Consider the following 23144-nt stretch of genomic DNA (forward strand, 5'->3'; position numbering starts at 1 on the left):
TAGGGAGTTGCCTCCCTGGTTAAATTATGGCTTGATGCCTGTATTTTGCGGGTTTATTTCAATAATCTTTGCTTTTGCATCTGCCACCTTGGATGCAAGCTTCGCTTTAAGCGCATCCTCTGCCTCACCGCGTGTGGCGTAGGTGCCAATAGACACCTTTATCAGTGGACCAGTGCCCGGATCAGCAACTCTTTTAGCATCTATGCCTTTTGCTTTAAATCTGATAATAGCGGCAGTTACCTGCGCTTCGGTCTTGAAAGCCCCGTCTATGAGTTCAAAACGCGGCCTGAATGTTGAATCGGCCACTGGCGTTGTTTTTACTGATAACGTATCGGCAGCCGTATCTCTTATTAAAGGTGCATCGGCCGTGTCTTTTTTGTTTACCCTATCACTGGTATCGATAACAATCTTCGGTTGAGCAACTGGTTTTTCCTGTGGTGCGTTAAAGAATCCGAAAGCAGAAGGGTTATAACGCTGAACAAGAACAATGGCGGCCGCTGTAAATAGGATCACCAGGCACAACACCACCAAGCGCGTTGTTCTGCGTTTTTTAGATGTTAGTGCTACCAGGTAATCCTCGTGCTCCTGTTCGGTTTGGAACTCATCACTGTAGGCTTGCTGACGCGAATCGGCAACTGGTACTGTTATTTGGCCTGCAAGCTCCCCGGTTGAATTTTCCACTTCTGCCGGGTATTGCGGTTGCTGAGGCTGCTGGCCTATTTTGTGTAAGGAGATAGCCGGATAACCAAAAAATTCAGGGTCGGTACCGGTTACATTGTTCGGCCGGAAAATTAACTGGCCATTGGTGTTTGTGCTAAACCAGCCCAGGTCTGCCAACGCTGTTTCTGCTGTTACAGCCTGTTGTTTCAGGTTAAGAACAAATTTTTCGGTGAAATATTTTGAGGAGGCAACAGAAATTTTCTTTTTGTCGGCAATATATACCGCTAATGCATCGTCGTCCTGCAAGGATTGTGGGTCAAACTGCACGCTATAGCCCGGGGGGTAAAATTTACCCTCGGCATCATTATAATACCCATTTACTCGGGTATGCGCAAAGTAGCCAAGCCCCTGTACATTTACAGTACCGTGGTGCCCAAGTAATTCGCTTATATAATAGCCTACATCCATTCGCTAAAAGTACGGATAATTATAAAACATCAAAAAACCTAAAACGCATAACCAATGCCACCAAATACGTTCAGGCCATAATTTGGATAATATGCCCAGTTTTGGTTGGTTGTGCTCAGGATATTATTTACCTGTACAAATACCGAGAATTTTTTATTCACCTTGTAATTAACGCCCCCACTCAGATCTGCAAAAGATGATATGGTAGTATACGCAGTTGTACCGGTACTTGTGGCTACCTGCAAAGGGTCTACCGTGCTGCCACGGAACAATAATGAACCGGTAACATCAACCTTATCATTAATATGGATGGTAGTGCCTGCCGTTAATTTAAATTTAGGCAGGTTCCATGGCTGGGCTTCTGATGCCAGTTTGTAATCTTTAAACTCTACACGGCCAAACAGGTCGAAATCGTCGGCCGCTTTAAAGTCCAGTTCACCGGTAAAGCCGCTAACACGGGCTCTTCCGTTATCATAGATCACCGCAAATTTATTCCTTTCGGCCCCAAAGTTGTTTACAAACAAAGCCATGTTCTTCACCATGTTACGGAAGAAGGCAGCTTTAAAGCTTAAACCCGGCGCCAGTGTGCCTTTTAATCCAACTGCCAGATCCAGCTCATCTACTGAATTTTTGATGGCAACATTCTGACCCAGGAAAGGGTTAATATCCGTGTAGTCAATTAATGAAGCACGATTAACATCACCTTTTACTTCTGCAAACAAGCGCACGTATTTCGGGATCACCTGATACTCTGCTTTTGCCGCCGGGAATATAAAAAAGCGACTGGAAAAGCCAAATTCCTTTACGATGTTGACACCTGCATCTATTTTATAGTCTTCTCCCTGAAATTTGATATAAGGATTACCTCTTACAATGCTATTACTGAGTGAGTAAAGGCTGTCTTTTTGCGTGCTGAGATCAAGCGAACCGCTTAAACCTGCGTAAAATTGTTTGACTGTTTGATTTATAAAACCTGATAGCACCAGGTTGTTTTCCCTGGCTTTATACGCATTGCTGAACAGGTTGCCCTTAAGTTTTACCGCATAGGTAAAATCGTTCTCTACGTCTTTATAGTTCTTGGCCAGCTCTACTTCGGCACCTATGTCATTAAAGGTTTGTTTCTGCGGATTAAACGTTGCGGCCGACAGCGCAATAGGAGGGGTTAATCCATAAAAATATGTTCCCATACGCTTGTAATTCACGCGGCCGGTAATAGTGTTTTCCTCGTTGATGCTTTTACCAAACACCCCAAGCTGATCACTGATTTGATTTTGTTTGTACTGGCTGCCCGATTGTGCAAAGTGTTTGATAAAGCCGCCAAGCTGCAGGGCTTCATCGCGGCCATTTGAAAAATAACCCTCGGCATAGGTGGTTTTTAAACTACCCGCACCGGCTTTAACATAATTATTAGATAGAACCGAATCCTGTTCTGCAGGGCGTTTCATTGCATCCAATTGCCGTATGTTGTTGTCCTGCTGCAATTTTTTATCAATAGGAGCATAAGCCAGCGGAGCTTTAAAAGGAGCTGCCTCTTCCAGATCGGGGTTGCGGCGAATTTTCACCGCTTCTGCCAATACTGGTTTGTATGCGGTGGTGACTACTATTTCCTCTGTTAGGCCGGCACCGTTCCCCGTAGGGGTATTTGAATTAGTACCCCCGCCTTTTTTAGTCGTGTCGGCTGTTATTTTAGCTGCGGCATCACCCAGGTTACGGGCAGATGATTGCTGTGCAGGAGTAGTTTTAACGGTAGTTTTTTTTGCTGCAGCTTTTTTTGCAGGCTTAGCTGCCGGGGCTTGCACCGTTTTTGAAGCGGGTTTTTTAACAGGTTTTTTTGTTTGTGCGTTTGCAGGAACAAAGTAAAAACCCATTAACAAGGCGAGCAGTATGTATGTGTATTTCGTGTTCATTGCTTGTTCTGTTATTGTTCTTTGTTCTCCGGTTTGGTAGTGGTGGTATCTGTTACAGCTGGCTTATCTTCGGCGGGTTGCAGCGCTGGTGCAGGTATGGCCGCCTTTTGGCCGGACATTTGCGCCAGCCTGGCTTTGGCTGTCTCTAAAATATCGTCGTTTCCTTTATAGTTTTCAATAATACTTTGCAGGGTAGCTTTGGCCTGGAATCTATCTTTCAGCGCGGCATAATTATCTGCCAGCAGGATATAGGTCCTGGCTATCCAGTAATCATAGTTTGGCAATTCTTTCACCAGGTCGAAGCATGTTTTTTGAGATTCTTTGTATTTGCCTTTTAAGTATTCAATGTTGGCAAGGTTATACTTCGCCTCGGCAGCGGCGACCGTTTTGGTGTTCTTTACAGTGTAGTTGAACTCCGTAACGGCCGATGCAGTATCGGCTTTCATCAGGTAAGCTTTGCCGGCATACAGCCCTGTTTTGAAGATATCTTCCTGCGCCGATTTTTCATTGTCGCGGATCAGGTTGGCATACTTCAGCATATCATCCGGCATGTTGATCTGCGCGTAGCAGAACAATAAGTTGTTTATGGCGTAAGAATAATCTGCCTTATATTCCGAATTGGTTTCCAGCCGTTTCAGAAACACAATGGCATCGTTGTATTTCTTTTGCGCCATGTAAAGCTTAGCCATGCTGATCAGGGCTTTTTCGCTGTAAGTGCTGGTCCAATCATTTAGTATAACGTTGTAATCTACAACAGCTTCTTCGTTTTTATTCAAATTTACCAGGCTTTGCGCACGAATAAACCGTGATTCTTTCTCGTAGATCTGTTTAGTGGGGAATCTGTCAAAGTAAGCGCCAACTGCATTAACCGTTCCCTGCCAGTCGCCCCGCAGATACAGGTTGTTAGCAGCCGCATACATGATATTCTCCTGGTCGGCGGTAGAATAGTTGCCTATAGCTGTGGTGCCCGCATAGTTTATAAAAGTTTGTGCATCCCCTTTATCAGTATATATCTTTTCTACCTGCTTAAGCGCCTGTTTTGCTTCATCGCTGGATGAATAATCAGATACCACCTTTTTAAACGAAACTACAGCATCATCATTACGGCCTGCATTGTAATCTATCAAACCAATGGTGGTAAGCGCACGGGGTATATAGCTGCTGCGCGGATATTTTTGCACCATGGCCTGCAGATCTGCTTTGGCCCGGTCGCCGTCGTTTTTCAGGAAGTAAGTGTAAGCAATTTCGAAAGACGCATCATCCGCATAATCTGAGTTTGGGAAACGGTTCAGCACATCAGTCAGCGTGCTGATCTTGGCATCCAGCGAGCCTTGCAGCCCCTGGATAATTCCCCGCTGAAACAGGGCATAATCCTGTCCCTGGCTCTGCTGCGCAATGATCTTGTTATACGCGCTCATCGCATTTTCATAACTCTTCAGCACAAAGTAGCTGTCGCCTAAACGGGCAATGGCGTCATTTTCGGAATTTTTGTCCTTAACATCTCCGCGCAAAAACTTCTCAAAATAGGTAGCGGCCGTGCGGTATTGCTCGTCGCCAAAAGCCGCATATGCAAGAGCATAGTTAGCAAAATTGTAAACGTCGGTTTGTTTAGCCTCAGGCATCGCCAAAAACTTCTGGAAATTATCAACCGATTCACCGTATTTGCGTACCTCAAACATCGACTCGGCCATCCAGTAATAGGTAAGGGTCTGGATCTTGGTATCAATGGGGTCGCGAAGCGAACGAAGGAAGATACCGATGGCATTTTCAAAAGCGCGCTCGTTGTAAAACTCTAAGCCTCGGTAGTAGGTCACTTTTTGATAAGCTTCCATGGCACTTGCCGATTTATTGGGAATAGGCTCCAGAATCTCAACCGCTTCTTTGTAGTTGTGCGAATTTAGAAGTTCTTCACCAAGCAAAATCTTTACCTCATCGGTACGGGTGCTGCGCGGATATTTTTGTAGATATAAACGGGTAGCTCCCAGGGCTTCGTTGTTAAAATCAAGTTCATAGGAGAGCTTGGCATATTGGTAAAGCGCATCTTCCTGTAGTTGTTTGTCGTAATCCAGCTTAGCCGCTACCTGGAAGGCATTACGCGCGCTTTGCTTATTGTTCATCTTCAGAAACACATCGCCCAGGGTGTAGCTGCCGCTCTGGCTGTAATTGTCGTTTTGTGCTACCAGTTTTTCCAGTTCGCTTGCTGCCTTGCCATAGTTGCCAACTTTGTAAAAGGCGTATCCTATTTGGTAACTATCCTGCGTATTTTGCGTTTTACCCATATCCTGATCCTGGAAACGGCTGTAATAACCCACTGAGTTATCAAAATCTCCTTTGGCAAAATAGGAGGCAGCAATAATGCGCAGCATTTCAGTTTCGTTTTGCTGTTTGGTGTTTTTAATGATGGGAACCGCATAGCTGATTACATCGTTGTAGCGCTTATCTAAAAAATAAACTGCTGTGATATAATAAGGATAGCTGCTCTCGTACTTCTTCGAGTTTTTTAAACGTTCGAAGTTGGCAAGGGCAATACTGTAATCCTTATTCAGGTAAGCGATGTAGGCAAAGTAGTAAATGGCATCATCCAAAAAAGGTGATTTTTTATTTTTTACTTCGCCAAATAAAGGCTGCGCCTTTTTATAATCATTCAGCATAAAGTAGGTGTAGCCCTTACGGAACTTATACTCGGTGTTTTGGGCGCCGTTGAGTTCTCCTGACTCCACTTTGTCAAACCAGGTTAACGCTTCGCTGAACTTTTGCTGTTTAAAATAGGATTTACCTATCTGGAAATAAGCAAGTTTGGTAAGCGGATTTTCCGGGTGTTCTTTAATAAAGCGCAGGAACATGCTTTCGGCGTCATCGTTGCCTAATTCCAGCGCGCAAAGTGCCTCGTAATACTGGGCATTTTCTTTTAGTAAGGAAAGTTCTGTTTCAAATTTTGCTTGTGGCGCAGTTTTGAGTCGGTACTGCTCTACCAGGCGGTATTGCTCGGCTGCAGATGCGTATTTACCTTTATCTAACAGGTCTGATGCGGTTCGATAAACCTGGTTAACGTGAAAGGATGGATTTTGCTGAGCCTGGGTAGTAAGTGCAAAAAATACCGGCGCAGCAAAAGTAATGTATTTAAGTTTGATCATAGAATGCGTACTAATGATGGTGCTAAAATAGCTAAACGCAAAAATGCAATTCACAATAGTAATTAACAAATGTGAATAAGCACTGTTTTAAAACGGCGACAAAAAGGCGCTGGTATATCTGTGGGAAATTAAAATTAGGAGCAAAATAGGAGGTTTTGTGCTGATGGTTAACAAATTTTAGCTTGCTAAAAACCGGTGTAGTGGTTTTATAGAATAGCCTGATTTTAAGTATAATTGTTTGATTTTGCAAGTGGTTTTGAGTAGTTTTGATGGCTAACAACGCTATCATGAAAGTTGCTTTAGCCTCTCCGCCCTATCCCAAAAACATAGCCGATGGGCTGTATCAAATAGAGAAATTAACAGCCGAAGCGGCAGCAAAAGGTGCCGCTATAATTTGTTTTCCGGAAACTTATTTGCCTGGTTACCCCTTATCCGGCAACGAAAACGAAGCCGGCACGCCCGAAAAGATGGAAGAAGCATTGGAAAAAATCTGCGTAATTGCAGCGGCAAATGGTATCGCCATGATTATACCGATGGATTGGTACGAAGGCAATTTACTTTTTAATATCGCCTATGTGATATCCGCCGAAGGGGAGAAACTGGGGTATCAAACCAAAAACCAATTAGACCCCAGCGAAGATCACCTATGGGTGCCGGGAACGCAGCGCAAGTTGTTCGAAATTGAAGGATTAAAATTCGGGATCACGATTTGCCACGAAGGTTTCCGTTACCCGGAATCGGTACGATGGGCGGCAATGCGGGGCGCACAAATTGTTTTTCACCCGCACTTAACCTGGAACGAGGATCCAGATCATAAAGTTACCGAGTGGCTGCATCCGCAAAACCCGTATTACGAAAAAGCAATGATGATGCGGGCACTGGAGAACACCATTTATTTTGCCGGCGTTAATTATACAGTTGATAACCCGGCATCTGCTACGGCACTGATTGGGCCAGATGGCACCTGCGTAGCCTACCAGCCATATGGCCAGCCGGGTGTTTTTGTAGCCGATATTGATTTGCATAGCGCGACAGGTAATTTGGCTAAAAGATTTAAACCGGCTTTGGTGCAATAGGGATAAAAAGCCTCACATACCCTATCGTCATCGCCCGGTAAATGATCTTGATCGCATAAAATATCAACGTCCGCCCTGCGTTATTTTTCAGAATGCAGATTTCTACTACTGTCCGATATTATTTATTCATTTTAACAGAGTTGGTGGGATTGGTAGGTTTTACCCTGCCCGTTGATGCACAAATTCCTTTTAAAACCGCTATCATCGAGTTGCAACCCAAGCCAGCAGCCATTGCACCTACTCAGTTTTATATTTTCAGGGTGGATGACGAACGTTCAGATTTGCGTACTATAGGTAAAGTGGTGCAAGTAAATGATTTGAAGCCCCGGCAACCACAAATTTTACCCGCCCATTTAGGGGGCGGCGGGACAGCACTTAGATCTTTTATAGCAGCCAGTATCCCGGTGAATAAAAATTTACGACCGCTGGTCATCAAGATAAAATCAGTTGAGATTGACGAAAGGCCCGTTGCAGCTAACAGAGCAGAAGGGAAAATTGCCTTATCACTGCAATTTGGTTTGTTGCGGAATGGTGAATTTGTAAAACTGGATGATTATACCGCCAGTAGCAGTTACCAGCGAAAAAGCGGTGCGGCACAAAAAGCAGAGCCTTTATTAAGTAATATGATGGTAAAGGGATTAATATATATTAATAATTGGGTGAACGCTCAGGCTGATCATCATATGGCTCTTGCCAAAAAAGTTAAAATAAGTTTTACCGATCATAAAAACACTATTGAAGACGATACAGTTTATTATGACCCGAACCGACCTTTAAAATGGACTGATTTTGCCGGGAAGCCACATAATAGTAAATACGCTGCCGAAATTTTTGCTGCACTTGGTTATGATGAAGATGTTAAGCTGTCTAATGCAATTATAGATATCGTTCTTGATATAAAAGTATATGTGCCCAAAAGCGCGTGTTGGGTTCGCAGTGGAGGTTTAAACAGCAATAGCTTAGCACATGAACAACTACACTTCGATATTGTGAAATTAGTAGCAGAGCGATTTAAGCAACGCTTAGCACGTACCGAATTAAGCGTTGATAACTACGACGGCCCTATAAATATGGCTTATCTGGATGCGTTGAGAGAAATTAATGAGATTCAGAAACGATATGACTCAGAAACCAGCCATGGCCTTGAGGGGTATCAGCAACAGTTGTGGACTGTGAGAGTAAGGCAGGAGCTGCAAAAACTATCTGTAACACAGCTAAACACTCAGGCTGCTGAGCTCAAATGACTTTTAATTTTACCGAGTAAATTGTTGATGTCAAATGGTTTGGCAATGAAGTCATTTGGAGCGCCTTCATTGTTCATGGAACTAGAAATATTATGGCTCGCAGAGATTAATATAACAGGAATGTTATGGGTACTTGACTCTTTTTTGACCGCTTTACACAACTCACGTCCGTCCATATTACCCAACATAATGTCCAGCAAAATCAGATCAGGCATTTTATTTCGTACAATGTCCATCAAATTATGGCCGTCTGAAAGTGTATCAACCTCATAACCAGAATCTTCTAAAATAAATTGAAGTACTTCTAGTATATCTTTATCATCGTCTACAGCTAATATCCGGCGCATGTTATGGTATCTGTTATAATATGTATCTGCAAATAGTTGTATATCGTATACAACACTTGTATTTATTACACTTAAGCAATACTTATACCAAAATAATTATTTCTCGCTATTTTCTTTTTTGATGATGTAATAACCCTTATTACAATTGGCGCAGAAATATTTCTTATAAGGGATAAAGCTCAAAATATTTTTCATAAACCACCCCCGGTGAAGTCTATGATGAAAATGCTTGCCGCATTTTGGGCAACGGGAGTGAGTTGGCTTTTTGTCTGTATCTAAAGCTTCCAATTAATATGATTGTAAATTACAATTGCAAATATTGTAATTATAAACCATATTTTATAGCTGGTTTTGCAATTTAGATAAAAACGAATCACTTAAATACAATTCCTTAACTATCGGTTAATTATTACATATTGGTTGCGGTTGCACTTGACGCATTTAAATTTTCTAACCGGTAACCAAAATAAAAGATTTTTAACAAACCAGCTGCGGTGGGCGCGGTATTCCAGCGGTAATTTGCATTTTGCACACACACCAAACGTTTTTGTTGGGTGTTTTCTGTGTTCTGTTATTGTGGCGGTCATGGCAATACAATCAGGTTACTGTATTTTCAATAATTACTTATTAATAAATATATTAAATATTATTATACTTAAGTCTATTGAAATATAATAATATTTAAAAAAAATTAGACTGGTAGCGTTTGTAGTCGGTCTGATCCGGCAGGCAGCCTATGGAGATTGGTATTTTTATGATGTGCCGTTATTTTGAACCGTTTGCTGTTATGCTATTATTGGAACATCTAGTCCAAAAACAAAAAATCCCGCCCAGTATTGGGCAGGATTTAACTATGTCAAATAGTTGCGGTTACACTACGACCAAAGATTAGTAGGGTAAGTGCCGTTTTCTACCAAAGCAGAAATGCTTTTTTGTACAATGGGTTTATCTTCTTTGTACGTTACGCCAAACCATTTAGCATCTGTAGGGATCACTTCAAAAGAAGCTTCACCTGTTGTTATTAAACCGTCGGCCACCAGCGGTATAAAGAATTCAGCTTTCGGATTAGATTTGTTTTTCTCAACAAAGGCTTTAAACATCGGCAGGCTCTGTTCAAAAACTGCAGGCGTAAAACCCCAAAAGTTCATAGATACGCGGGTTAGCGGGTCTAACGGGAATTCTTTATCGTCTTCTTCATACGCTACAGTTCCATCTTCTTTAAAATAAACTTTGAGGCGCTCATTTATCGCTACCATTTTACCATCTTCTACCTGGCATACGCCGCGCGATACTGACCCGTGGTCGCTCAGCGTGCGGTCTACCTGGTAGCCAATAATGGCATATTTATCATCGGCAACTTCGTTAGATAAAAAATCAGCCATTTTTTTAAATGCATCGTAACCATAAAAGTCATCTGCATTGATTACGCAAAATGGTTCGTTCACCTGGTTACGGGCAGCTAAAACTGCATGGGCGGTTCCCCATGGTTTAGCGCGTTCTACCTCTTCGGTTATTCCAAACTGGGTAAGATCGTAGTTTTGAAAAACGTAATCAGTTTCAATTTTTCCGGCCAGCTTCGGTTCAAATATGGCTTTGAAGCTATCCAAAAATTCCTCGCGGATAATAAACGTGATCTTTCCAAATCCAGCCTGGATAGCGTCGTATATGGAGTAATCGATAATGGTTTCGCCATTTGGTCCAAATCCATCAACCTGTTTCATGCTTCCGTAACGGCTGGCCATTCCTGCAGCCAAGATCAGTAGGGTGGGTTTCATAGTGTTTTGTAATTTTTTTATTTTTCTTTCGGTGTAGTTGCCAATAATAATAAATATTCCTAAATTTTTTATGTATTATTTAATATATCTGAAGTCTTGCCCGGCTTTAATATTTAATAGGCACTCATAAATCAGTCGGATAACATTATCAACATCATCTTTGTGGATCATTTCTACTGTGGTATGCATATAACGTAACGGTAGTGAGATCAATGCCGACGGCACACCATCGTTGCTATAAGCGAAAGCATCCGTATCGGTTCCGGTGCTGCGCGATGAAGCCTGGCGCTGAAAAGGAATATTGGCTTTTTGAGCCGACTCTATCAATAATTTATTCAGATTGTTTTGTACGGCAGGAGCGTAAGAAATTACCGGACCTTTACCGCAGCTTAAATCGCCCTGGGTAATTTTATTGATCATTGGTGTGTTGGTATCGTGCGTAACATCAGTTACAATAGCAACGTTAGGTTTTATCCGATGCGCAATCATTTCGGCACCACGCAGGCCAATTTCTTCCTGAACCGCGTTAACAATATACAGGCCGAAAGGCAGGGTTACGTTATTTTCTTTTAATAAACGGGCAACTTCGGCTATCATGAAGCCACCTGCACGGTTATCCAATGCGCGGCCAACATAATAGCGGTTATTGAGTATCATAAACTCATCCTCATAGGTAATAACACAACCTACATGGATCCCCATTTTTTCAACCTCATCTTTGCTGGTGCAGCCACAATCTAAAAATATATTCTTTAAAGTAGGGGCTTCCTCCTTTTCACCACCCAGGCGGGTGTGGATGGCCGGCCATCCAAATACGGCTTTAACAATGCCGTTGTCGGTATGGATATCTACACGCTTTGAGGGTGCTATCTGGTGATCTGAGCCGCCGTTGCGGATCACGTAAATTAAACCATCATTTGTGATGTAATTTACAAACCAGGAAATTTCATCGGCATGTGCCTCTATAACTACCTTGTATGCTGCAGTTGGGTTAATAACGCCTACCGCGGTGCCGTAATTATCTACATAATAATCATCGATATAAGGTTTTAGATAATCCAGCCAAAGCTGCTGTCCTTTCCATTCAAAACCGGTAGGAGATGCGTTATTGATATATTTTTCGAAGAATTCGAGTGATTTGTTCGTAACTATAGCAGGTTTCTGTTCTGCGTCGGTTTTCTTTTTAGCCATTTGAATATAGTGAGACCCTATTGGGGCAAGCGCAAATATAATAAAGCAGATTAAATTGCTCTATACGGTTTAAACGGGATATGAATGTTATTGTTTACTTAATCTTTGCTTAACAGCGTAAGTCCACCTTTGCGGCGTTACTAAATAAGATCAGTTAAGTTAATTAAAAGGATCAGTTTGCGCGAGGCAGGCTGATCTTTTACTTTGATATCAGTTCCTTTTGCATCACAATGAAATCGATATCGTTTTTGTGAAAAACCTCACCCGCAGTGCTAAAATCCAGTTTGTTGTAAAAGCCGACAGCGGACAGACGCGCATTGCACCAAAGCCTTTTTCCGTTTTCCTGCTCCACGAAACCCGTTATATACTTTAGCAGTTCGGTGCCGACACCTTGATTTTGTACTTTATCAATAACTGCCAGTTTGCGAAACTGCCAGTTATGCTCCTTAGCGAATAATGAAACCACCGCCACCAGCTCATTATCTTTAAATGCCCCAAAGTGATAACCGTCGTTATCCTCATCCATTTCCATATCATGGATATATTTGCCCGGATAAAGTACATCCCGGCGAACGCGCCAGGTAAGGTAAGGGGTTATTTGTTCGATGGAGAGCATTTTTTCGATTGGAGATTTCGGATGTGAGCTATCGTATTTTGACGTTGAGATGGATGACACCGTGATATTGATACCCAGCCCAATTTCGGTTTTATTTGTTACAACGGGATATTTCCATGCTTTTTCCTTGGGTTATTCACTACTTTATTCTCCAGCATTTTAAAGGCTTGGATGAGTTTTATCCGCGTTTCTGCTGGCGCTATCACCTCATCTATAAAACCCCGTTCGGCGGCGCGATAGGGATTTGCGAAGATCTCGGCGTATTGCTGTTCTTTTTCGCGCCATTTGGCTTCGGGGTCTTCGGCGGCGGTGATCTCTCTTTTAAAGATGATCTCGGCTGCACCCCTGGCGCCCATTACGGCAATTTCTGCCGTTGGCCAGGCGTAGTTCATATCGGCGCCGATGTGTTTGGAGTTCATTACATCATATGCACCGCCGTAAGCCTTGCGGGTGATAACGGTGATCCGCGGTACGGTAGCTTCGCAAAAAGCGTAAAGTAGTTTAGCCCCGTTTGTGATGATGGCGTTCCACTCCTGGTCGGTCCCAGGTAAAAAACCGGGAACATCTTCAAACACCAGTAAGGGGATGTTAAAACTATCGCAAAAGCGTACAAAGCGAGCAGCTTTGGTAGATGAGTTGATATCCAGTACGCCGGCCAGAAATGCAGGCTGGTTGGCCACTATACCAATACTCCTGCCTGCCAGGCGGGCAAAGCCTACTACGATATTCTCAGCAAAATCCTTATGCACTTCTAAAAAAGTATCGTTATCCAATACCTGGTCAATTACCTCGCGTATATCATATGGCTGCGAGTTGTTTTCAGGTAATAAAGTGGTCAGCGCATCGCGGGTTTCATTACCCGGTTCATAGGGCAGGGCAGGGGCGTGGTCCTCGCAGTTCTGCGGCATGTAACTCAGCAGTTTTTTAACGTGCTGTATCGCATCTATCTCGTTAGTGCAGGCAAAATGTGTAACACCGCTCTTCGTAGCGTGCGTATTGGCGCCGCCCAGTTCCTCGGATGTTACGTTTTCATGGGTCACGGTTTTTACCACATTGGGGCCCGTTACAAACATATAGCTGGTGTGCTCAACCATCAAAGTAAAGTCGGTAATTGCGGGGGAGTATACCGCTCCGCCCGCGCAGGGTCCCATAATGGCCGATATTTGTGGCACTACACCGCTGGCCATGGTATTGCGGTAAAATATATCGGCATAGCCGCCAAGGGACACTACACCCTCCTGAATACGCGCGCCGCCGGAATCATTCAGGCCGACTATAGGTGCCCCGTTCTTCATGGCCAGATCCATTATTTTACAGATCTTTTCGGCATGCGTTTCTGACAGCGAACCACCAAAAACGGTAAAATCCTGTGAGAAAACGTAGATCAACCGGCCGTTAACGGTGCCATAACCGGTTACCACACCATCGCCGGGGTATTTTTCTTTTTCCATCCCGAAATCTGTAGACCGGTGTGAAACCAGCATCCCAATTTCTTGGAAGGAACCTTCATCCAATAGGAAGTGGAGGCGCTCGCGAGCGGTTAATTTGCCTTTTTTATGCTGACTTTCTATACGGGCAGATCCGCCCCCTTCAAGCGCGATTTGGCGCTTTTGCTCTAGTATTTCTAACTTTTTATCCACTATCGGCTCAATTGGTGCAGCGTTAAAATTAGTAATTAAATTGCAAGATTAACTTTTGGAGGTTTTTACTTTGTAGATTTTATTATATTTGCGATACATGAAAATCAGGGATCTGAAAATTTCGGTAGTGATTTTGTTTATGAGCATCTTTGTCGCAAAGATGGTTATAGCGATTGCTCCTGCATTTTTATGTCTCGATAATAAATCGGTTAGTGCCGTTATCATGCAGCTGGAACACGAAACTAAATCTGAAAAAGAAGATCCCGATAAGGATGCTTTTAAAGAAAAAAAGATCTTCGATGAAACCTTTCTGCATTTTGTAGTTTACAAAACCTTTGTGGTTGAAAACAATGTATTGCACAACCAGGAACACTCCCTTTACGCAGAGATCTACCATCCTGTGGTTCCTACTCCTCCTCCCAACGCTTAATCTTTTTCGCCGGTTCAATTGTTGAACCGGGCAAGCAGTCGTACACTTTTGTGGCGCTGTAATGGCGTGTTTTTTCAAAGCTTAACAGCAAAGGAAAGCCTCGTTTCCCCCCAAAACTTCTAATAAAAAAATAATTATGCAAATTAAGCAAGGAGGCCTCACTACCGGCGATCTTAACCTGAAAAAGTATTTCCTGGGCAAAAATCTGAAAAGGGACCTGCCAGCCAGCCTGGTGGTTTTCTTGGTTGCCCTGCCTTTGTGTTTAGGTATAGCGCTTGCATCTGGCGCGCCTCTGTTTGCAGGTATCCTTACCGGTATTATCGGCGGGGTGGTAGTAGGCGTATTCAGCGGCTCGCAATTGAGTGTGGCCGGGCCGGCTGCGGGCTTAACGGTAATTGTTTTAAATACCATCCATACCCTTGGCTCGTATGAAACGTTTTTATTGGCAGTGTTTATTGCGGGGGCTTTCCAAATCTTGCTGGGTTTAATAAAAGCAGGTACCATAGCTAATTATTTTCCATCTCCTGTTATTGAAGGTATGCTGGCGGCCATTGGTATCATCCTTATTATGAAGCAGTTTCCGCACGCGGTGGGGTATGATGCAGATTTTGAAGGAGACGAAGGCTTTAGTGAAGCCGGTGCAGGTAACAATACCTTTTCTGCGCTGACCAGGGCATTGGGGAAAATCAACTACGGCGCAGTTATTATAGCGGGCGTATCATTATTGTTGATGATATACTGGCCAAAAATAAAAAGAGTGGCCATGGTGCCTGCGCCATTGCTGGTTGTACTCTCGGGCGTTGCTTTAAGTTTGGCTTTTGCGGGTACCGATCTGGCCCTGCAGGCAAAGCAGATGGTGAACATCCCGATGGTAAAAAGCAGCGGAGAGTTCTTTGCACTGTTTAAAAGCCCTAACTTTGGCGAAATTGCTAACAAACAAGTTTGGATTGCAGCTTTCACTATTGCGGTAGTAGCCAGTTTGGAAACGCTGCTGAGCCTGGAAGCTGTAGATAAAATAGATCCTATAAAAAGAATATCACCTACGAACCGCGAGCTGATTGCTCAGGGGGCTGGCAATTTAGTGAGCGGTTTGCTTGGTGGTTTACCTATGACGGCGGTTATCGTACGTTCATCGGCAAATGTTAATGCAGGGGCACGTACAAAAGTAAGTGCCATTGTGCACGGGCTGATGCTGTTGTTATCACTGTTATTTATTCCCTCTTTAATTAATCATATCCCTTTATCCTGCCTGGCAGCTATCCTGTTAATGACTGGTTACAAATTGGCCAGGATAGGCTTATTTAAACATATGTGGCACAAGGGGCTGGATCAATTTATACCGTTTGTGGTAACCATTGTTGCCGTTGTACTTACCGATCTGCTGATAGGGGTAGGTATCGGTATGCTGGTAGGGATCTTCTACATTCTGCGTACCAACATGCGTAACCCGTATTTTTATACTATCACCACTAAAGGCGATAAAAAAACCATTACTATTAGGCTTGCAGAAGAGGTGTCTTTTTTAAATAAAGCGGCGATCCAGGTAACGCTAACATCCCTTCCAAAGGGGAGCGACGTGATCATTGATGGCTCAAACTCCCGCTTTATCGATCCTGATGTGCTAGAGATCATTCATAATTACAAGCACAATGCCTACACAAAGGGCATCATCGTGCAGCTGGTAGATATACAGGATAGGTACCAAGTACCATCCTTAAAGGATTTAGTTTATAAACCTTAAATTTAAAATTTACCATGTCGACCATAGAAACAGAGAACAACAGCCAAAGCGGCCAGGCAAATAATAGATCACCGGCAACTGTTAGCGACACTACGCTTACACAACAAGCTAGTTATGACAAATTGCTGAAAGGCAATGCAGAATGGGTTGAGCGACATTTATCGGAAGACCCACAATTTTTTACTAACCTGGCAAAAGGCCAGCAGCCTGAAATATTGTGGATAGGCTGCTCAGACAGCCGCGTACCTGCTAACGATGTGACCGGCACCAAGCCCGGCGAAATATTTGTACATCGCAATATTGCCAATGTATGCAATCACTCGGATATGAATATGCTGAGTGTGCTGGATTATGCGGTAAACGTACTTAAAGTAAAGCATATAATTGTTGCTGGCCACTACGGTTGCGGGGGCGTAGCTGCTGCACTAAGCAACAAGCAATTTGGATTGATTGACAATTGGTTGCGCCACATTAAAGACGTTTACCGCCTGCATAGCCATGAACTGGACCGCATTGCAGATAAAGCCGAGAAAATTAACCGCCTGGTTGAGCTAAATGTGAGCGAGCAGGTTTATAATCTTTGTAAAACCTCCATTGTACAAAATGCCTGGATGGAACGCACCGACCTGCAGGTACATGGTTGGGTAATTGACCTTGGCAGTGGCCTCGTGAAAGATTTAAAAGTGACCAGTAGTAGCCCCAATAATTTGGGCTATGTGTATGAGCTGCATGGCGTAGAAGCTATTGTTGCGCATTAAGTGTATTCTTTCTGTTTAGTTTAGTTTTAAATCGAACCCGGTATGCAGTAATGTAGCCGGGTTTTTTACGAAGCGAAAACTATGGAAAGGGTATTACGTTTAGATATCAAATAAAATATATTAGTACATGCTTAAAGAGCCAAAAGAAAAACGGACATTAAAACAAAACTTGCTACTGGCCTCATCTACGGCATTTGTAGCCGGTATCACCGATGTGGTGGGCGTGCTGGCGTTTTTAGCTTTTACATCAAACATTACCGGCCACGTAGCTAACCTGGCAAAAAACATCATCGAACAAAATTTTCAGTCAATACTGGTATTCGGATTCTGGTTGTTTATGTTTCTACTGGGGGCCTTTGTATCCAACTTCATCGTAAAATCTTTACAGCATGTGAGTTATTACCGGGCACACTCGGCACCTATCATACTCGAGATCTTTGTATTGCTGTTTATCGCTTTTTATGGCAACAGCTTTTACAAAGAAACTTCTCAGGAACGTGAAATTGTAATTGGTGCCTTACTGTTTGCCATGGGTTTACAAAATAGCCTGGTATCCAACATCTCTGGCGGATTGATCAAATCCACTCACCTTACCGGTCTTTTTACAGATCTGGGCAGCGAACTTGCCGACTGGATGCATCCAAAAACGGCCGAAAGCCAGGAGGTGAAAAATAAAATTTATGTCAGGCTAACCATCCTTGCATTTTTTATTTTCGGCGGTCTGGTAGGCGGTTATTTTTTTAATATTTACCAATTTAAGATCTTTTATTTTTTACCTGTAATACTGCTTACCATATTATATTATGATATGGTCCCATTTATATGGTACCGGATCACCAGATTGTTTATCAGCAATAAAAAATCAATTACTTAGTGTATTGCCGGTAATTTGAACCGGACGAATTGGAGCTATAGTATAATAAAGCCCGGCTTTAGCAAAGCCGGGCTAATATGTCAGTCAATTGTTTCACAAAAGTCTAACCATAATTAAGGAAGAGCCAATGGACTCAGGTCTACATTTCTTTCTGCAAGAACGGATACCTGTAATCTTTTGGTGAATCAAAGGTTTCTTTGATAGTTCTTGGAGATACCCAACGCAGAAGGTTGATCATAGATCCGGCTTTGTCATTGGTGCCGCTACCGCGTGCACCGCCGAATGGCTGCTGACCCACTACCGCACCTGTTGGTTTATCATTGATGTAGAAGTTACCTGCTGCATTGCGCAGTTTGTAAGTGGCATCTGCAATGGCATACCGATCCTGGGATAATACCGCACCAGTTAGTGCGTAGATAGATGTTTGATCGATAATGCTCAGTGTTGCGTCCCATTGATCATCTTCGTAAACGTAAACCGTTAATACAGGTCCGAAGAGTTCTTCGCACATGGTTACATAGTAAGGGTCTTGCACCTGTAATACTGTAGGCTCTACAAACCAGCCCTGAGTTTTATCATAGTTGCCACCGGCAATAAGCTCAACGCCTTCGTCTTTTTTGGCTGCATCAATATATTTAGCAAGTTTATCAAAGCTTACCTCGCTGATAACCGCATTAACAAAATTTTCAAAATCTTCAACCGGGCCAATTTTAAAGGTAGCGATTTCGCGCTGTACATGCTCTTTTACAGCAGGCCACAGGCTTGCCGGGATATAAGCACGGGAAGCGGCAGAACATTTTTGTCCCTGGTATTCAAAAGCGCCACGTAATAAAGCAACCGCTACAGCATCAGCATTGGCGCTTGGGTGGGCAAGTACAAAATCTTTACCACCGGTTTCACCAACAATGCGCGGGTAGGTTTTATATTTATGGATGTTAGTACCAATGGTTTGCCAGATATGCTGGAAAACTTTAGTAGAACCTGTAAAGTGGATGCCTGCAAAATCCGGGTGGTTGAACACAACCTCGCCAACTTCAGGTCCGTCTGCGTAGATCAGATTGATTACACCATCAGGTACACCGGCTTCTTTAAAAATTTGCATGATCACGTTTGCCGCATATACTTGCGTATCGGCAGGTTTCCATACAACAACGTTGCCCATCATAGCAGCTGATGCAGGCAGGTTACCGGCAATAGCGGTAAAGTTGAAAGGGGTAAGGGCGAATACAAACCCCTCTAAAGGGCGCTGCTCCAAACGGTTCCAGACACCTTTGCCGGATACTGGCGGCTGCTGCGCGTAGATCTCCGTCATATACTGCACGTTAAACCGCAGAAAATCGATCAGTTCACAGGCTGCATCAATTTCTGCCTGGTATGCATTTTTGCTTTGGCCCAGCATGGTTGCTGCGTTGATGGTAGCACGGTAAGGGCCGGCTATCAGTTCTGCAGCCTTTAAAAATATTGCTGCACGCTGTTCCCATGGCAAGTTCTCCCAGTCGGCTTTTGCAGCAAGGGCTGCATCGATTGCGGCATTTACGTGGGTTTTATCACCATAGTGGAACACGCCCAGCAGGTGTTTATGATCATGTGGTGGGCGAAGCTCTACCAGTTTCCCGGTGCGTACTTCCTCGCCGCCAATGTACATGGGTATATCCAGTTGCTGTGCGCGGGCTTCGGTTAAAGCCGCCTTCAGCGCTGCACGTTCCAAACTGCGCGGGCCGTAATTTAAAACAGGCTCATTTACAGGTGCAGGAACATTAAAAAATCCTTTAAGCATAGGTGAATAATTTAAAGGTGCAAAGATAAGCGGAAATGTGCAGAAGTGCGAATGTAGAGATCTGCCGGTTGTGTTTGTGACGGGGGGATAGCAGTTGGCGATAATGTGTTTAAGTTAGATTGGTTTTCTGCCATTTCTGCCGTTGTTGGTGTCTTTCCTAAGTTGTTGGTGTCTTTTCGCCGTTGTTGGTGTTTTCGCCAACAGCCATCAGGACGGTCACCGCTATGCAGTCACTAGTGTGATGCCGCCGTTGTTGGTGTTTTCACCATTGCCTATCAGGACGGTCGCCGCCATGCAGCCACTATGTATGATTTTCAACAACGGCGGTGATACCATTCGGGGATTTGCACTCGCTGGCCTACATGGCCAGTTGTTGGTGACAACACCACGAACAAAGCCGTTTCCATTCAATACCCCTAATAGGTGTAGCAATTACTCCGAATACCAAAACATTGTGCCTTATAGTAGGTTTATTGGGAAATTAATTAATCAAATACCCCATGAAAAAAATCTATCTTCCTTCGTTTTTGCTGGCCATTTTATTATTGAGCGGCTGCTCAGTTATCGGCGGCATTTTTAAAGCCGGTGCTGTTACTGCTATAATTGGTGTAATTATAGTTATAGCTTTAATTTTCTGGATCATTTCCATGTTTAGAGGCAAAAACCAGTAATCATGGATATTGCTCAATTTAAAACGCTGCCGTTTTACTTAAAACTGGCCTGTGTACTGTTTAGCCTCATCTCGCTTGTCTACATTGTCATCGTTGCTAAAGAGATCCTGTCGCCGCTGATTTTTTCCAGTTTGTTTGCCATTTTATTGTTGCCGCTGGCGCAATTTTTAGAGTTTAAGGTCAGACTGCCCCGTAGCGCAGCCTCTATGTTATCGGTATTAATGCTTTTAGGTGCTATCGGTTTAATTTTATACGTTATTGGTTCTCAAATCTCTGGATTGGCGAAAGACTGGCCCCAGTTTCAGCTACAGCTTACCAAATCAGTGGAGTCAATTCAGGATTGGGTAACTAACACTTTCCATGTAGATGCCCGTAAACAATTGACGTACGTTGATACGGCTAAAAGCAAAATTATGGAGTCGGGCAGTTCGGTAGTGGGTGCAACGTTGTTGTCGCTTTCCGGCATACTACTGTTTTTGGTATTTACCTTTATTTATACCTTCTTCTTTTTGCTTTATCGCAAACTCATCATGCGGTTTTTTGAATCGGTATTTTTAGATGAGAATAAAAGCCTGGTGCATGAAATTGTAGAGCAGGTACAGTATATCATCCGTAAATACATCATCGGTTTATTGATTGAGATGGGTATTGTTGCGGGGGTTGTTTGCCTGGTGTTTTGGGCGCTGGGCATCAAGTATGCGATATTACTTGGGCTCATAACGGGATTGTTCAACATCATACCTTATATCGGTATTTTTACCGCTTTGGTCATCAGCGCGCTGGTAACCTTTGCAACAGCTACCGTTGTAAGTAAAGTACTGTTGGTGGTTATTACCCTTGTTGTAGTGCATCTAATTGACAGTAATGTATTACTGCCGCTGGTTGTAGGCTCTAAGGTGAGAATAAACGCCCTGATTACTGTATTAGGCGTAATTATGGGTGAAATGATCTGGGGGATTCCCGGGATGTTCTTATCCATTCCCGTTATAGCGGTAATGAAGATTATTTTCGACCGGGTGGAGAGCCTCAAATCCTGGGGTATTATCCTGGGTGACGAGGAGCATAAGCAAAACCGCCTTGCCCAAAAGATGACCACCAAACGGCAAAAAATTGTTAAGGAATAGTGTTAATGATATTCGTTTAAGCGAAAAAATTTAGTCTATTAAATGCCCGGTCAGCACAGCAGGCCGGGCTTTTTTTATCGTAAAATTCTACCAATCGCTTTGACCTATTGCAGGACACTTAAATTTTTGGCAACAAAAAAGCCCGGTTCGCTGTCGAACCGGGCTTTTTTTATATAGTGGTAATGTTACACCACGGTTGTATCTTTTCTTAGCAGGCCAAGCACGAATGCGATAATGGCAATCACTAATAAAATGTGGATTAAACCGCCTGCAGCGTAGGCAAATGTGCTTATAGCCCATCCAATTATAAGGATAACTGCTACGATGTACAATAATGATCTCATGGTTATATGTTTTAGTTTGTTAGTAGATGTTTGATCATTTGCAAAACTGATACCATTAGGTAAAAAGGTCGCTAATTATTCGCAAACCACTGTAGTTAGCTAAAAGTTGTAAGGTAATCTGGACTATTATGTACGATAACACGACACCTAACCGCGATATCAATTGTTTATGAAAATTACTCCAGCAGCTTCTTAAAAAAGGCGGTTGCCTGGTCGGCCATCACTGCGTGGTCTTCTACACTTGGGTGGCCGCCACAACCGTGGGCTTCCATTGGAGGGAAAAAGAAAACTTGTGCCGGTTTGCTTTTTGGATAGGCCGCATTTATTTTATCCCTCACTGCAGTAATGCAGTCTTCCAGCAATTTGGCATTTTGGAACTTTACCATAGGGCTGCTTAAAAGGGCTATCCGCGCGTTGGGGTATTTGGATTTGACTAGTTTTACGAATTTCACATAAGTTGCCGTAAACTCAACCGCATCGAAGGGTTTGCGGGGCCGTTTGCCGTCGCCATTACTGAAATCATTGGTGCCGAGGGCAATGCTTACGACTTTTGGGCTGTAAGTGCTAAAGTCCCACAGCAAGGGCGTGTTGTCCTGGAAATTTACCTTTTCATACACCTGTGGCATGGTGGGTGCGTCGCTGTTCCAGTTGCGGTAAACGCCAATGCCGCTAACACTGCTCAGCATGTAATTTGCACCCAGCTTACGCGCCAAACGCGGACCGTAAGCCATATAGGCATTATGCTGATCATGGTAGTCGCCGGTGCCGCAAGGTATATCGCTGGCATCAGCTGCCGCACCACAGGTTATACTGTTACCAATAAACTCGATGAGTGAAGCTTTGCTTGGTTTGAGGGATTTGATGTGTTCCGCGGCAATTTTACTAATGAGAATGGCTCCGGTGGCTGCCTCGGTACATTTATAGATCCAGACCTCATGCTTGCCTGCCGTTGGTGCAATGATAGTAATTGGCTCTTTAGGATTGCCTTCCACGCGGATCCGCTTTTGATAAACACCATCCAGTTCGTACTGCAGGTAACTGTGGGCGTGTTCATCTGGCAGTGAGGTATATATTTTACAGGTTGTGCCCTCAAAACTAAACCCAAAATGCACGGCGGAACTGATGAGTTCCAGCTCTTTATTAGCATTATAATAATACCTGCCGTAAGGATTTAGTTTTTTAGCCGTCAGCGTATCGGTTTGATCTGCGCCGGCAAAGGCTGTACTGATAAACAAGGGGGCGCAAAATAGCAGCAAGTAGTATTTAAGCTTCATATATTATAATCTTGTATACAAGTAATTGACTGTGCAAGATAAAAAATGAAAGCCGGGTTTAGTCATTTATATATCAGCTTAGCAAAGAGTGGA

General features: G+C 43.4%; 17 protein-coding genes and 1 pseudogene. 7 read left to right on the forward strand and 11 right to left on the reverse strand.

The genetic code is table 11. From position 1 onward, the window contains the following. Window positions 1–24: 24 nt before the first annotated feature. The 4 genes and pseudogenes from A0256_11040 to A0256_11055 form a co-directional block, all read right to left on the reverse strand. Entirely contained in the window at window positions 25–1128 is a 1104-nt protein-coding gene (locus A0256_11040) for a hypothetical protein (GenBank protein ID AMR31921.1), read from the reverse strand. A 38-nt stretch (window positions 1129–1166) separates the two neighbouring features. Beyond that, window positions 1167–2996, reverse strand: coding sequence for a hypothetical protein (locus A0256_11045; GenBank protein AMR31922.1), 1830 nt, complete (start codon window positions 2994–2996; stop codon window positions 1167–1169). 152 nt (window positions 2997–3148) lie between these two features. Beyond that, a pseudogene (locus A0256_11050) lies at window positions 3149–6169 on the reverse strand (hypothetical protein). Between the two features lie 31 nt (window positions 6170–6200). Further along, window positions 6201–6458, reverse strand: a complete 258-nt coding sequence (locus A0256_11055) for a hypothetical protein (protein ID AMR31923.1) — start codon at window positions 6456–6458, stop codon at window positions 6201–6203. On the opposite strand from A0256_11055, the gene A0256_11060 reads away from it, so the two are divergent. Beyond that, complete coding sequence (locus tag A0256_11060; GenBank protein AMR31924.1) at window positions 6457–7245, forward strand: amidohydrolase; 789 nt, start codon at window positions 6457–6459, stop codon at window positions 7243–7245. The two genes, A0256_11055 and A0256_11060, sit on opposite strands and share 2 nt — an antisense overlap. A 92-nt stretch (window positions 7246–7337) precedes the next feature. Next, entirely contained in the window at window positions 7338–8489 is a 1152-nt protein-coding gene (locus A0256_11065; protein ID AMR31925.1) for a hypothetical protein, read from the forward strand. Here the strand turns inward: A0256_11065 and A0256_11070 are convergent. The 5 genes from A0256_11070 to A0256_11090 all read right to left on the reverse strand — a co-directional run bounded on the left by A0256_11070 (window position 8468) and on the right by A0256_11090 (window position 14070). After that, complete coding sequence (locus A0256_11070) at window positions 8468–8836, reverse strand: histidine kinase (protein AMR31926.1); 369 nt, start codon at window positions 8834–8836, stop codon at window positions 8468–8470. The genes A0256_11065 and A0256_11070 overlap by 22 nt on opposite strands. An 875-nt stretch (window positions 8837–9711) precedes the next feature. Continuing rightward, window positions 9712–10611 carry a nucleotidyltransferase gene (locus A0256_11075; GenBank protein ID AMR31927.1) on the reverse strand — a complete coding sequence of 300 codons (900 nt, stop codon included), beginning with the start codon at window positions 10609–10611 and terminating at the stop codon, window positions 9712–9714. Window positions 10612–10686: 75 nt separating this feature from the next. Continuing rightward, the gene (locus tag A0256_11080; protein ID AMR31928.1) at window positions 10687–11802 is read right to left on the reverse strand and encodes a peptidase M42; all 1116 of its coding nucleotides are present in this window, start codon (window positions 11800–11802) and stop codon (window positions 10687–10689) included. Between the two features lie 199 nt (window positions 11803–12001). Continuing rightward, window positions 12002–12418: a GCN5 family acetyltransferase gene (locus A0256_11085; GenBank protein AMR31929.1), complete on the reverse strand. Its 417-nt coding sequence runs from the start codon at window positions 12416–12418 to the stop codon at window positions 12002–12004. A gap of 98 nt (window positions 12419–12516) precedes the next feature. After that, on the reverse strand, window positions 12517–14070 hold the full coding sequence (locus A0256_11090; GenBank protein ID AMR31930.1) for a methylmalonyl-CoA carboxyltransferase: 1554 nt from the start codon (window positions 14068–14070) through the stop codon (window positions 12517–12519). Between the two features lie 85 nt (window positions 14071–14155). Here A0256_11090 and A0256_11095 point away from each other — a divergent pair, with 85 nt between their 5' ends. The 4 genes from A0256_11095 (at window position 14156) to A0256_11110 (ending at window position 17861) form a co-directional block, all read left to right on the forward strand. Beyond that, complete coding sequence (locus tag A0256_11095) at window positions 14156–14488, forward strand: hypothetical protein (protein AMR31931.1); 333 nt, start codon at window positions 14156–14158, stop codon at window positions 14486–14488. Between the two features lie 178 nt (window positions 14489–14666). Next, window positions 14667–16229 (forward strand): hypothetical protein, encoded by a 1563-nt coding sequence (locus A0256_11100; protein AMR34512.1) that lies wholly within the window; start codon window positions 14667–14669, stop codon window positions 16227–16229. Window positions 16230–16351: 122 nt separating this feature from the next. After that, the gene (locus A0256_11105) at window positions 16352–16987 is read left to right on the forward strand and encodes a carbonic anhydrase (GenBank protein AMR34513.1); all 636 of its coding nucleotides are present in this window, start codon (window positions 16352–16354) and stop codon (window positions 16985–16987) included. 127 nt (window positions 16988–17114) lie between these two features. Beyond that, complete coding sequence (locus A0256_11110; protein ID AMR31932.1) at window positions 17115–17861, forward strand: hypothetical protein; 747 nt, start codon at window positions 17115–17117, stop codon at window positions 17859–17861. Between the two features lie 139 nt (window positions 17862–18000). On the opposite strand, the gene A0256_11115 is transcribed toward A0256_11110, so the two are convergent. Further along, window positions 18001–19638, reverse strand: a complete 1638-nt coding sequence (locus A0256_11115; GenBank protein AMR31933.1) for a 1-pyrroline-5-carboxylate dehydrogenase — start codon at window positions 19636–19638, stop codon at window positions 18001–18003. Window positions 19639–20311: 673 nt separating this feature from the next. Here A0256_11115 and A0256_11120 point away from each other — a divergent pair. Next, the gene (locus tag A0256_11120; GenBank protein ID AMR31934.1) at window positions 20312–21433 is read left to right on the forward strand and encodes an AI-2E family transporter; all 1122 of its coding nucleotides are present in this window, start codon (window positions 20312–20314) and stop codon (window positions 21431–21433) included. Between the two features lie 520 nt (window positions 21434–21953). Here A0256_11120 and A0256_11125 read toward each other — a convergent pair. Continuing rightward, window positions 21954–23051, reverse strand: a complete 1098-nt coding sequence (locus A0256_11125) for a hypothetical protein (GenBank protein AMR31935.1) — start codon at window positions 23049–23051, stop codon at window positions 21954–21956. Between the last annotated feature and the right edge of the window lie 93 nt (window positions 23052–23144).

The sequence above is a fragment of the Mucilaginibacter sp. PAMC 26640 genome (genome assembly GCA_001596135.1).
In the GTDB taxonomy this organism is placed as follows: Bacteria; Bacteroidota; Bacteroidia; order Sphingobacteriales; family Sphingobacteriaceae; genus Mucilaginibacter.